The 12,987-nt window shown below is 62.9% G+C and carries 9 protein-coding genes; 3 read left to right on the top strand and 6 right to left on the bottom strand.

Annotated elements, in window-relative coordinates; translation table 11 throughout:
* Nucleotides 1–32 precede the first annotated feature (32 nt).
* The 6 genes from CVE23_RS08575 to CVE23_RS08600 all read right to left on the bottom strand — a co-directional run bounded on the left by CVE23_RS08575 (nt 33) and on the right by CVE23_RS08600 (nt 6,221).
* On the bottom strand, nt 33–518 hold the full coding sequence (locus CVE23_RS08575; protein ID WP_100849320.1) for an EVE domain-containing protein: 486 nt from the start codon (nt 516–518) through the stop codon (nt 33–35).
* A gap of 147 nt (nt 519–665) precedes the next feature.
* On the bottom strand, nt 666–2,078 hold the full coding sequence (locus CVE23_RS08580) for a GGDEF domain-containing protein (RefSeq protein WP_038660035.1): 1,413 nt from the start codon (nt 2,076–2,078) through the stop codon (nt 666–668).
* Nucleotides 2,079–2,650: 572 nt separating this feature from the next.
* Entirely contained in the window at nt 2,651–4,216 is a 1,566-nt protein-coding gene (locus tag CVE23_RS08585) for an ABC transporter permease (protein ID WP_323710325.1), read from the bottom strand.
* A 27-nt stretch (nt 4,217–4,243) separates the two neighbouring features.
* Complete coding sequence (locus CVE23_RS08590; RefSeq protein ID WP_038918599.1) at nt 4,244–4,645, bottom strand: ExbD/TolR family protein; 402 nt, start codon at nt 4,643–4,645, stop codon at nt 4,244–4,246.
* A 2-nt stretch (nt 4,646–4,647) separates the two neighbouring features.
* Nucleotides 4,648–5,346, bottom strand: a complete 699-nt coding sequence (locus tag CVE23_RS08595) for a MotA/TolQ/ExbB proton channel family protein (protein ID WP_049855188.1) — start codon at nt 5,344–5,346, stop codon at nt 4,648–4,650.
* Between the two features lie 14 nt (nt 5,347–5,360).
* Nucleotides 5,361–6,221, bottom strand: coding sequence for an energy transducer TonB (locus CVE23_RS08600; RefSeq protein WP_100849322.1), 861 nt, complete (start codon nt 6,219–6,221; stop codon nt 5,361–5,363).
* A 541-nt stretch (nt 6,222–6,762) separates the two neighbouring features.
* Between CVE23_RS08600 and CVE23_RS08605 the strand changes: the two genes are divergently transcribed.
* The 3 genes from CVE23_RS08605 (at nt 6,763) to CVE23_RS08615 (ending at nt 12,951) form a co-directional block, all read left to right on the top strand.
* Nucleotides 6,763–7,776, top strand: coding sequence for an ABC transporter substrate-binding protein (locus CVE23_RS08605; protein WP_100849323.1), 1,014 nt, complete (start codon nt 6,763–6,765; stop codon nt 7,774–7,776).
* An 89-nt stretch (nt 7,777–7,865) separates the two neighbouring features.
* Nucleotides 7,866–10,172, top strand: coding sequence for a TonB-dependent receptor (locus CVE23_RS08610; RefSeq protein WP_100849324.1), 2,307 nt, complete (start codon nt 7,866–7,868; stop codon nt 10,170–10,172).
* 10 nt (nt 10,173–10,182) lie between these two features.
* Nucleotides 10,183–12,951: an exo-rhamnogalacturonan lyase family protein gene (locus CVE23_RS08615; protein WP_100849325.1), complete on the top strand. Its 2,769-nt coding sequence runs from the start codon at nt 10,183–10,185 to the stop codon at nt 12,949–12,951.
* Nucleotides 12,952–12,987: the final 36 nt, after the last annotated feature.

Below are 12,987 nucleotides of genomic sequence, written 5' to 3' on the forward strand. Positions count from 1 at the left end.
TGCGTTAGCGTCGATGCCCGCGCCCAGCGCGGTCATGGGAACAGTCTGGACTGGTCCGCCTGCATGGCTTCGGCAATCAGGCGGAAGTCATGCTCGCTGATGGAGAACAGGCCAAAGCGCAACGCGTAGCCCCAGTTCGTCCTGCCGGCGGTGAAATCAAGGCGGTCCAGCAGCGGGCGGATGGGCGCTTCCACGCCGCCTGCCCAGTCGATGTCGCGGCGATGCGGCACAAAGCCGTCTCCCATATCGAACCGGTAGGGATCGCCGCGTTTTATGATGCCGATGGCGGTGAAATGCTGGTGGCGTTCCTTCCCTTTGAAAGTCTGGTTGGGTGAGTAATAGACGAACCCGTCGCCGGGCTTTGCGCGTTTCAGCGCGCTAAGTTTGCCGTGGCAAACCTGAATGTAACCCCCGTCGAGCGCGTATTGGACGTGTTCGGCGGAAACTACGCCGACCCAGTAGTGGCGCGGTGGGTTCTGGTCATGGGTAAATAGCGCGATTGGGGCATGGGATGACATGGCGTTTCCTTCTCGATTGAGTCCCAGAGAATGTACACGCGACAGCTGACAGCTGTTGTCAGCAGTGATGGTCAGCAGTGATGGTCATCAGGCCTTTCCGGCGCTGATTCCAGCCCGCACCGGCTACTGGGTCCGTATCGGCTACTGCTACTGAATAGTGCGGTTGCGCCCCTCGCGTTTGGCGGTGTAGAGGTTTTTGTCCGCCAGCGGAAATAACTGATGCACCGTATCCACCAGATATTTGCCCGGCGTCGGCGCATGCGCGATGCCGATGCTGACGGTGACCGGCACCTGCTGCTGGTTGAACATAAACGGGGTGTGCTGGATGGTCTGGCGCAGCCCATCGGCCAGCCGGTAAAACGCCGACGGGCTGTGATTGAAGCAGACCACGGCGAACTCTTCTCCGCCGATGCGGCTGACCAGCCCCGGCGTGGGAATGGTCTGTTTTATCACGGTCGCCACCTGACGCAGGATCTCATCGCCGCAGTCGTGCCCGAAGCTGTCGTTGATGTTTTTGAAATGGTCGATGTCGATCAGCATGATATTGACCGAGCTCTGCAGCGATTTGACGCTCTGGCCCTGTGCCGTCAGCGCTTCGGTAAAACCGTAGCGCGACAGGGTTTCGGTTAGAAAATCATGGCTGGCCTGTTGCAGCAGACGGGCGTTCAACTGGCGAATGGTGCGGGCGTTGGTCGCCATCATCAGCGGGCTGAAAATGGTGGCGGCAATGCCGATGCGGGCGATGGTGACCTGATGCATAAACAGCGGATCTTGCGAGCCATACAGCGCGTAAACATGTTCCGCGGTCAGAATCAGCTCGGCGGACCCGATACACAAGGTGATCAACCGAATCAGCCACAGCGGATAGACGATGGCGCACCAGGTCAGCGCCGGTAACGGAAACGCCAGAATGGCGACCGGGCCGAGCAACGGGGCCACGCAGATCGACAGCAGCAACAGCAACAGCGGCAGCGCGTCCGGCAGCCGCAGCGCCGGGAAACGCAGCGGGATTTGGCTGCGCAGGGTCAACAGCAGCGGCAGGAACAGCACCGCGGTGTAGAACTGGTCGCTGAACCAGTTGAGAAAGTTGCTGCGAAACACCGCCGCCGGGAAACGGGGCCAGGGTTGTTGCGCCAGCGCGCCGACGATACCGCAGGCCAGCGCCGCGATCATGCAGGCGACGAAAACATACAGCGAACTGATCATGTCGGTTTCCCGGCGGGCAAGGAAACCGGGCCAGTTGAGCAACTGGGTGAGGACGACGATAAAGGCGATATTGGCGGAATTGATGGTAAACGCGGTCAGTCCCCAGCCGTAAAACAGCGAGTCCTGCAGGATCATCGCCGCGTAAGAGACGGCGTAGTACCAGGGCGTGTTCAGATACCGGCAGCGGTAAAACAGCGCGGCGATGATGATGTTCACCGGCCAGAAGACGGACAGGTCAAGCTCGGAAAGCCGGGCGTGCGCACCGATGTTGCAGCCAATCAGCGTCACCATGAAGACATTCAGGCTGTTTAACCCGGTGCTGTCGTTTTTAAATAAAGCCAAATTCAGATGCATGCCGTCAATCCACTTTCCGTTTATAGCCTTCCCCTGGCGCTATGTCGCTGGCGGCCTTTGCTGCGTTCTGGCAGCGGTGGGTCATGCGTAGAACCGGTATGATACATCGTTATAGATAAAAGGTATGAAAAAAGCCTGTTTAGCACTGTTTCCCTTCTATTCTATTTCTGACAATTCGTAACGAGCAAGCAAACGAATATGAGGTAGTGTTTCCCTTTGTGATTGGCGCTGGCCCGCGCCCGGCGGCATCGGCATGCGATAAATAAGGGGATGGTCAGGATAGGAGAGCAACGGAAAGAATATAGCGATAGATCATCGCGTTAGCAGCCATCCGGGCGGCATCGACGATAGGCTTCTCACTAGGTTCGCCGCACGGATTTATACTTTTTAATCCTGTCACAGTGATACCGGGCATTAACTTTTTCTCACATTAATTGTTCCGTCAATAAACCTACCGTAATGACAATCGTCAGGCCGCCGGCGATCCGGCTGACGATTGGACGCACCACTTTCCGGATGACCCGGCGCTTATGCGATAAATAACGGTCATGCGGGAAGCGCGATTTCGGGCGTCAGCGGAAACGCCAGGCGGTCAGACGCCGTTCCGCCAGCGTGATGAGCCGATAAAACAGCGTGCTGACCAGTGCTATCAGCACCACGCCGGCGATCACCCGTTCCGACTGGAACAGTTGCTGGGCGCGGATCATCATGCTGCCGAGGCCGTTGCCGGAGGAGATGAAGTATTCCGCGCCGATGGCGCCGACCCAGGCGTGCATCAGCGACAACCGTAGCCCGGAAAACAGCGCAGGCAGCATCGCGGGCAGCGTCAGCCACCGTAGCCGCTGCCACGCGCTGAGGCGCAGCACGTGGGTGGTTTCCAGCAGCGACGGCGGCAGATGGCGAATGCCCTGATAGCTTGCCAGCAGCGCGGGGAAAAACGCCGCCAGCGCGATGAATACCACTTTGGCGCTCTCTTCCAGCCCGAACCAGGCGGTGAGCAGCGGCAACCAGGCAAACAGCGCGACGCTGCGCAGGGCGGAGAGCAACGGCGTCAACAGGCGATCGGCAACGCGGCTGCGGCCTAACAGGCAGCCCAGCAGACAACCCAGACCCGCCCCCAGCACGAACCCCGCCAGCGTGCGTGACAGGCTGGCGCTCAGCGCGGATGTCAGTTCTCCGCTGCCAAACCCGGCCAGCAGGGCGGTCACGACCTCATCGGGTGCGGGCAGAAACGCGGCATGCACCCAGCGCTGATAGGTGACCAGTTGCCAGAGCAGGCACAGTAGCGCGGGCAGGCACCAGCCCGCCAGCGAGTGCCAGGCGGCGCGCGGCGTCGGGCCTTCGTGACTCAGCACCGGCGCGGGCCAGAAAATCCAGCGCCGCTCCAGCCGTTGCAGCGCCTGCTCGCCCGCCAGACCGAAAGCGCCGATCGCCAGAATGCACACGAACACCAGATCCAGCATAAACAGCTGGCGGCTTTGCACCATCAGGTAACCCAACCCTTCGCTGGACGCCAGCAACTCCACCGCGATCAGCGATACCCAGCCTTGCGAGAACGCCAGCCGCGTGCCGGTCATCACATACGGCAGCATGGCGGGGATCACCAGCCGACGCAGCCGGGTCAGCCAGGGCAGGCGCAGCGTGCGCGCCAGCTCGTAGAGCGTCTGCGGCGTCTGGCGGATGCCGGCGCAGGTGCAAAGCGTGACCGGCACCGTCACTGCCTTGATCAGCACCACCAGTTTTAGCGCTTCGCCGATGCCCAGCGCCAGCATCAGCAGTGGGATCCAGGCCAGCGTCGGGATTTGCGCCAGCACGTTGAACAGCGGCATGCATAGCCGGTCCAGCGTGCGGCTAAGGCCGAACAGCACGCCGAGCGTCAGGCCAAGCGCGATGCCGCCCGCCAGCCCGATCGCCAGCCGGGCAAGGCTAACCCGCAACTGGGGCGCCAGTTCCTGCGGGATGAAGTCGCGGGCGCTGTCGGCCACCGTGGCGGGGGAGGGCAGAATTTGTTCCGACATCCAGTCGTAGTGGCTGGCGAGCCACCAGCCGCACAGCAGCAGCAACGGCATCAGCAGTGCGCTGCACACCGCCGACAGGCGGGCGGTCGGCCACGGCGGGGTCAGCGTTAGTTTGGGCATCGTCGACATTATGATGGCGCGCCGTGGTCACTTACGGGTTAGCAGCGACAAACGAGTGATGCCCGCTTTTTCCAGATCGGCCAGCAGCGCGGCCACCGCGCCATAGTTGGCGGCGTCTTCCGCCTGCACCTGCACCACCAGCTCCGGATTGGCGGCTTTGGCCTGTTGCAGGCGCGCCGTCAGCGCCTCGCGGGGCAGGGCTTCCTGGTCGATAAACAACTGCTGCGATGCATCAAGGCTTACCACCAGCGGGCGTGGCGAGTCGGCCGGCGCCACCGCCGTCGTTTTAGGCAGACGAATCGGGATACTGTTGGTCAGCATCGGCGCGGTGACGATAAACACCACCAGCAGCACCAGCATCACGTCCACCAGCGGAGTAATGTTCATTTCGCTCATCACCTCGTCATTGTCGCGGGAAGCAAACGCCATGATTACACCACCTCCCGGATCGTCTGCACCGCATAAGGCGCGGCCGGTTGTTCCGGGGCGAGGCGGAATTCCTGCGCCTGCGCCACGCTGTAAATGTCATGGGCAAAGTCGTCCATGTCGGCCACTTCCAGTTTCAGTCGGCGCAGAAAATAGTTGTAAATCAGCACGGCGGGCACGGCGACGGCGATGCCGATGCCGGTGGCGATCAGCGCATTGCCGATGGGGCCGGCGACGGTGTCCAGACTGGCGGAGCCCGACTGGCCAATGGTCTGCAAGGCCGCCATGATGCCCCACACGGTGCCGAACAGGCCGATGAACGGCGACGTGGTGCCGATGCTGGCCAGCAGTGCCAGGCCGGTTTCCAGCGAGCGGCGCTCGCGCTGAATTTGCTGCTGTAACGCCCGCTCGACCCGGTCTTGCAGATGCGCGACCGGTGTAATGCGGTCTTTCACCCGTTCCAGCGTCAGTTGCGTGGCGCGCGCCAGATTCGCCAGCGCGCCGGGATGGGCGACATCGCGCAGCGCGGTATCGATGTTTTCCTGTTGCCAGAACAGCTGGCGGAACTGTTGATTACGCCGCCGTTGGCGGGCGTACTGCGCCAGCTTGAGCAGCCCGATGGACCAGGTGACTAGCGAGAAAAACAGCAACAGCAGGATTACGCCCCCTTCCGGGGACAGCAGAGCGATGTGTTCGAGCGTCATAATAATGGATGCCTCTATGAGTTCAGGGTGAAATCGACAGGAACCACGACCCAGCCGCTTTCCGGCTGGTCGCCCCGGCGGGCCGGTACGAACGACCAGTGCTGCACCGCCTCGCGGGCGGCGTCGTCCAGCGCCGGGTAGCCGCTGGAATGTTGTAGACGAATGGTTTGCACCTTGCCGTCCGGCCGTACCTGGACATTAAGCAGCACCGTGCCTTCCCAGCCGCGGTTGATCGCCACATCCGGGTAAGCGGGCGGCGGGTTGCGCAGATACGCCGCGCTGGCGGAAGGCGGCGTCACCGTTGCAGCCGCCGCCGGTGCCGCGGCAGGGGCCGCCGTGGCGGTACTGACGGGCGCGCTCTGCGGCGCAGGCGTCGCCGGCTGGCGCGGCGGCGACGGTTTTTTAGCGAGAGGTTTGACCGGTGTTGGCGTCTTCCGCGCCGCGGTTTCAGTGGCGCGCGTTGGTTGTGGCGGCGGTGGCGGCGTCAGCGCCTGCTCATCCACTGGCGGTTCGACCGGCGCGCTATCGGTCGCTGGCGTCGGTTCCGACGGTGCTGTTTTTGTCGGTATCGCTTCGGGCGGTATTGTGTCAGCCGGCGTCGCTTCGGCCGGCGCGGCGGCGAATTCGATGGTTACCGGCAGCGGGCGCGGCGGAACCAGCGTCGGCGACGGATGCAGCGCCAGCGGCACCAGTACCGCGGCGTGCAACGCCAGCGCCAGCGTGAGGGTGAGCCACGTTTCCGAACGCCGCCCGGACAAAGCCGTCGGCCAGACCGGCGCAATCGCGCGGGCGCTAGCCGGTCGGGGGGCCGCGCCGTTGCCTGATGTGTCCGGCCAGTTGACGCTGGCAGCCCCGGCGTACAGGGGATGAGTCATGATGGCGTTACTCCTCAACTGAATAAGAGCCTGACCCGTCTGGGCCGTTCAGGCGGTATGCGTTACTCGCCGATGATGTGCTTTACGCGTCAATGAGGCCGGCGTAGCGAATATTCGCGTGGCTGAGCGCCTGGTGGATCGGTTTTTAGCAAAAATACCGGGCCATAAAATAAATAACGGCGTTGTCGATTTTTAATCATTTGCTTTTGATGTCAAATGCCATATCTCTATATCAATATGCCGTCTTTTATCGGTTGAGCCTGAATGGAATTCCTGCAGCGTCAGCCGTTATTTATGTTATTTCCCCGCTCAGATGGCATTTACCCTAATCGTCGGCGGGAAAAAAAGGCTAATGCATCATCGGTATAGTTTTTTTGCGTTTGCTGCATGAGGCGGACAACGCCGGTATTTCCTGTTTTAGTTAATTCATAAAAATACAAATGACATTTTTATATTAGCCAGTTTATTTCCCACCCTTTAAATGTTGCCGAAGCAAACACAACAACAGGGTCCGCTGATGACTTTTCACGCTGGGGGAAACATGAAGCAAACGGGAAAACACTGGTTACTGTCCGGCCTGCTGGCCTTAACGGTGTTCTGGCACGCGGGAGCGCAGGCGGCCGGCGCCACCGAGATCCGCATTGCGGTATCGGATATCGGCGCCGGTTCTCAACCGAGCGGCGGCGGGCTGGTGGATCTGATTTACAGCCAGAAACTGCTGGAGCGGGAGTTCGCCCGCGACGGCATTAGCGTGCGCTGGCTGTTTATCAAAGGCGCCGGACCGGTGATTAACGAAGGCTTCGCCAATCATCAGATCGACATGGCGTATCTGGGCGATCTGGCCAGCATCATCGGCCGTTCGCGCGGTCTGGATTCGACGGTGATTGGCGCGGCGGCGCGCGGCGTCAACCACTATCTGGCGGTGTCCCGCGGCTCGCCGATCCGCCGGCTGGAGGATCTGAAAGGCAAGCGGGTGGGGCTGTTTCGCGGCACCGCGGCGGAACTGTCGTTCGTCACCGCGCTGCACTCCCGCGGGCTGAGCGAATCGGATATGAAAATCATTAATCTGGACTTCGCCGCGGCCAGCGCCGCGCTGGCCGCCGGCCAGATTGACGCCACCTGGGGCGGCAGCAACGCGCTGGCGTTGCGCGATAAAGGGCTGGCGGATATCGCGGTATCCACCCGCGATTTGCAGGGCGCGGGCCAACTGACCGGGCTGATTCTGGTCGCCGGCGATTTTGCCCGTCAGAATCAGAACCTGCTGACGCGTATTATCAAGGTGCAGAAAGAAGCGTCCGCGTGGGCCGGTCAGCCCGCCAACCGGGATAATTATATTCAGTTGCTGGCGGCGCAATCCGGTTATCCGGAAAAATTGCTGCGTGAAGATTTAGACGGTATGCCGCCGTTATCCCAATTATTATCGCCGGAACTGGACCCCGCTTTTGTCGCTATTCTCAAACAGTCCGTTGCACTGGCGTATGACGCGAAATTAATCCGTAAATCCTTTGCGGTGGAGGAATGGCTTGATAGCACATTTTTAAAACATCAGCGCTGATTTTTTTTCATTCATTATTTTTTCTCTCCGCCTTATTTATTGTCGCGCTGGCGCGGCAAGGGCGGCTTTATTTAAAAACTGGGGTGGATATGCGCAATAAAAAAATGATGTTCTGGCGATACCCGGTCGTTATCGGCAGCGTGCTGGCGATGCAGGGGATGGCGCAGGCGGCCGATACGCCGACGACGATGGCAAATGCCGTGGCGACGCCGGACGCCGCGACCAGTGCCGAAGCCACGGCGGCCCCCGCCCAGGCAGTGCGGCTCAAACGGGTACAGGTCAATGCGCAGCGCCGCCAGGCGCAGCAGCAAACCAGCCTGGCGTCGGTGGTGGAGGGGAAGGTACTGGAGCAGGATCGGCTCTACCGCTTTGAAGACCTGTCACAGGCGGTCACCGGCGTGGATATCGCCGCGGCGGATGCGCTGGATACCCGGGTGACCATTCGCGGCATCGGCGACGGCGGCGGCAGCGAAATCAACATCGGCATGCCGAGCAGCGTCGGTCTGTTTCTGGACGGGGTCTACCTGTCCCGCCCCGGTATGTTGTCCAACGACCTGCTGGATATCGATGCGGTTAGCGTGCTGAAGGGGCCGCAGGGTACGCTGTACGGCTTTAACACTACCGGCGGCGCGGTGGATATCCGTAGCCGCAGGCCGACGTTCAAACCGGAAGTGTCGCTGGAACAGTCGTTCGGCCAGCGCGGCTACGTGCAGTCCAAACTGATGGCGTCCGGCGCGCTTAGCGATAACTGGGCCGGGCGCATCAACCTGTCGCACACCGAAAAGGGCGGCTACGTCTACAACGTGCAAAACGGCCACCAACTGGGCGGCAGCAACAGCAACGGCGTGCGCGGTCAGTTGCTGTACCAGCCGGATGACGGCTTTAGCCTGCGTATCATCGGCGATTACAGCGAGGCGACCAGCTACCCGGTGATGTCGCTGGTGGACAGCTACCCGGTCGGCGGCGTGGATCAGTTCCGGACGCGCGCGGCGGCGGTCGGGGCGCGGGTGGTGGACGGCCGTCAGGTGGCGCTGGACGACGAAACCAAAAACCGCGTCGCGCAGGGCGGCGGCTCGGTGGAAGCCAACTGGCGGCTGCGCAACGGCTATACCCTGAATTCGCTGTCATCGCTGCGTTACTTTCGCTTTTTGCCGGGCACCGCCGACGGCCTGAGCATTCCGCTGTATCAGGACAGCGGCGCGGATGCCCGCGACCGCACCTGGGGGCAGCGCTTGTGGGTGGATTCGCCCAAAGGCGGTCTGGCGGATTATTCGTTCGGGGTGGATTACTGGGGCGAGAATCTGGATACCTTCGCGCATGACCGTTACTACAATAATGCGCGCGTCACCCGCTGGTACGGCAACACCAGCAACACCGGCAAATTCGTACAACGCTTCGGCTCGCTGGAAGACACGGTGTATTCAGCCTTCGCCCGCAGCACCTGGCATCTGGGCGACCGGTTCGACCTGACCACCGGCGTGCGGGAAACCTACGAGAAGAAAACCGGCACCTTCCGCCGCATCAACAAAAACGATTTCGACTCCGGCGATCTGTCGCAGAGTAATCACCTGCCGTCCGCCACCGTCAGCCTTAACTGGTACGCCACGCCCAACGTGACGCCGTACCTGACGCTGGCTTACGGCGAAAAGGCCGGCGGCCTCAACATCTCCTCCGGGGCGGCGAAGCAGGCGGGCATCGATAGCCTGTATATCAAACCGGAGAAAACCCGCGCCGCGGAGCTGGGGGTGAAAACGCACTGGCTGCAACGCCGGGTGGAATGGAACACCGCGCTGTTCTGGAATGAGGTCAGCGAGTTCCAAACCACGGCCTACGACGAAGAAACGCTGAGTAGCTATCTGGTGAACGCCGGTAAATTCCGCTCGCGCGGCGTGGAGTCGCAACTGGCGTTGCGCCCGGTCGATGGGTTGACGGTGAGCCTTAACGGCACCCTGCTGGACGCCAGCTATCTGGACTTCAAAAACGCCAAATGCCCGCCGGAAGTGACGCTGGCGGCCAACCCGCCCGCCTCCTGCGACCTGAGCGGCGAGCGGGTGTTCAGTTCGCCGAGGCTGACCTACAACGCCCGCATCCGCTATGAGTGGCAAGCCTTCAATAATCTGCAGGCGTTTGTGGCCGGACGATGGGCCTGGCGCAGCTGGGCATACGGCACGGTGGACAACTCCGACTTTACCCGCATTCCGGCTTACGGCGTGCTCAACCTGTCCACCGGCGTGAGCGGCAAACAGGACGGACACGCCTGGCGCGCCACCCTGTGGCTGAATAACGCGCTGGATAAGACTTACTACCGCACCGTCAGATCGGGCGATTACGGGTCGGCGTACGGCGTACTGGGCGAACCGCGCACGCTGGGGATCACGCTGGGTTATGACTTCTAAGGATACGCCGATGCCACTGCATGATACCTCGCGCCGTCGTTTCATCCGTAACGGCGCCCTGCTGGCGCTGTCGGCGCCGCTGTGGAACCGGGCGCTGGCGGCGCGCGCACCGGGCGGCGGCGCGGCTGCCGACGCTACGCCAACGGTACGGCTGAACTGGCTGGAGCGGCAACCGCCCGCCAGCTTCGGCGGCGTGACCTGGGGCGTGCCCTGGCCGCAAGGGCAGGTGCCTGCCGACAGCGGGTTCGTGCTGCGCGAAGACGGCCAGACGGATCGCGTGTTGCAGAGCTGGCCGCTGGCCTACTGGCCGGACGGCTCGCTGAAGTGGTCGGCCCATGCGCTCGGCGGCGGGCACGCGCCCGGCCACGGGCTGTCGCTGCGGCCCGCGCCGCCGGTTACCGGAACGGACGCCGCCCTCGTCACCGAAACGGCGCAGGACTGGGTGGTGGATACCGGTCGACTGCGTTGTCAGGTGCCGAAAAACGGCGAGCGGTTGATCGGTGAGCTGTGGCAGGACGGCAGGCTGGCGCTCGGCAACGGTCGGCTGGTGTTGCAGATCCAGTCCGGCGAAGGGACGGACGGGCCACTGACGGTGGAGACGTTTCAGGGGCACGCCGCGCGCGTCACGCTGGAGCAGAACGGGCCGCAGCGTGCGGTCATCGCCCTGCGCGGTGTGCATCGCCATGCCGGGCAGGATGGCGTCACCCGTCTGCCGTTTGTGGTGCGGCTCTATTTCTATGCCGGTTCGGCGTCGCTGCGCCTGCTGCACACCATTATTTACGACGGCGATGAGCAACAGACCTTCATCAAAGGGCTGGGGGTGGCGTTTGATGCGCCGCAGCAGGGTGAACTGCACGACCGCCACGTGCGGTTCACCTCGGCGCAGGGCGGGCTGTTTCGGGAGGCGGTGCGCGGCCTGACCGGCTTGCGGCGCGATCCGGGCGAGGCGGTTATCGCGGCGCAACTGGCCGGAAAGGCCACCCCGCCGGTCGCGCAGTTTCCCCCGGCGGTGGGCAAGCGGCTGGACTACATTCCGGCGTTTGGCAGTTACCGGCTGACCCAGCATCACCCCGACGGCTACCAGATCCACAAACGCACCGCCGCCGGGCAGGGCTGGCTGCTGTCCGCCACCGGGCAGCGGGCCTCCGGCAGCGGCTATCTGGGGTCGCACGCCGGCGGGGTGGCGTTCGGTATCCGTCATTTCTGGCAGAGCTACCCGGCCTGTCTGGAGATTCAGCGCGCGCATACCGATCTGGCCACGATCACGCTGTGGCTGTGGTCGCCGTATGCGGAACCGATGGATCTGCGCTTCTATCACGACGGCATGGGGCAGGCGAGTTTCGAACAGCAGCGCGAGGCGCTGGAAATCACCTACGAGGATTACGAACCGGGGTTCGCCACCCCGGAAGGCGTCGCCCGCACCAGCGAACTGTTTCTCGATGTGCTGCCCGCTATGCCGGACAGCGACACGCTGCTGGCGCTGGCCCGCCGTCACCAGCAACCGCCGCTGCTGGTGGCCGACGGCGCCGATTTACAGCGCGCCGGCGCGTTTGGCCCGGTATGGTCGCCAGCCGCGCCGGGGCATCAGCCGCCACCGGCGCTGGACGCACAGCTGGCGTGGTATTTCGATTTCTATCAGCAGGAAGTGGAACAGCGGAAATGGTACGGCTTCTGGGATTTTGGCGACGTGATGCACACCTACGATAGCGATCGCCACGTCTGGCGTTATGACGTCGGAGGCTATGCCTGGGATAACTCGGAGCTGAGCACCGATCTGTGGCTGTGGTACTACTTTCTGCGTAGCGGGCGGGCGGACGTGTTCCGCATGGCGGAAGCGATGACCCGCCACACCGGCGAGGTGGACGTACACCATGCCGGGCGCTTCCAGCCGCTTGGGTCGCGCCACAACGTGCGCCACTGGGGCGACAGCGCCAAGCAACTGCGCATCTCCACCGTGGCGAACCGGCGTTTTCTGTATTACCTGACCGCCGATGAACGCATCGGCGAGCTGATGGATGAGCAGGTGGAGGCGCTGCGCACGCTGCAACGGGTGATGCCGGGCCGCAAGATCGGCCAGCCACCGCCTGCCGACGAGCGTCTGGTCAGCCTCTATTTCGGCACCGACTGGGGCGCGGTGGCGGCGGCCTGGCTGACCGCCTGGGAACGGCGGCATGATGCGGCGATACGCGATCGTCTGCTTAACAGTATGCGGTCGATTGCGGCCCAGCCGCACGGCTTCTTCACCGGGCTGGCGGAGATGGACCCGGATACCGGCGTGTTCCGGCCTGCCGCGGCCGATCAACGGTTTATTTCGCATCTGAGCGCGGTGTTCGGGCTGGCAGAGGTGTGCGCGGAACTGTTGCAGGTATTGCCGGACCCGGCGTTCGAGCGCGCCTGGCTGGACTATTGCCGCCTGTACAACGACCCGGCGGCGCTGAGCAAGTTTGTCGGCCAGCCGGTGAAAAAACGCAATCTGGTGCAGGGCCATGCCCGGCTGAGCGCGTTTGCCGGCTGGCGTCAGCACGACAAGGCGCTGGTCCGGCGCGCCTGGCGCGAGTTTCTGGACGGCGAGGGCGGCATTGTCCACCCCAACCGGCGGGTACGGCTGATAACGCCGCCTGCGGTGCTCTACCCGGTGAAAGAAGCGGAGATCGACTCGTCGATCGATCAGCGTTCCGGCAGCGCCGCCGACACCAACCTGTCCACCAATGCGGTGGCGCAGTGGGGGCTGACCGCCATCGCCATGCTGGCGCTGGCGGGAGACGCGCCGCCCAGATAGCGGTATTTCAGCCAGCGACAGGCCCGATAACGACGA

Source organism: Dickeya fangzhongdai, assembly GCF_002812485.1.
Classification (GTDB): domain Bacteria; phylum Pseudomonadota; class Gammaproteobacteria; order Enterobacterales; family Enterobacteriaceae; genus Dickeya; species Dickeya fangzhongdai.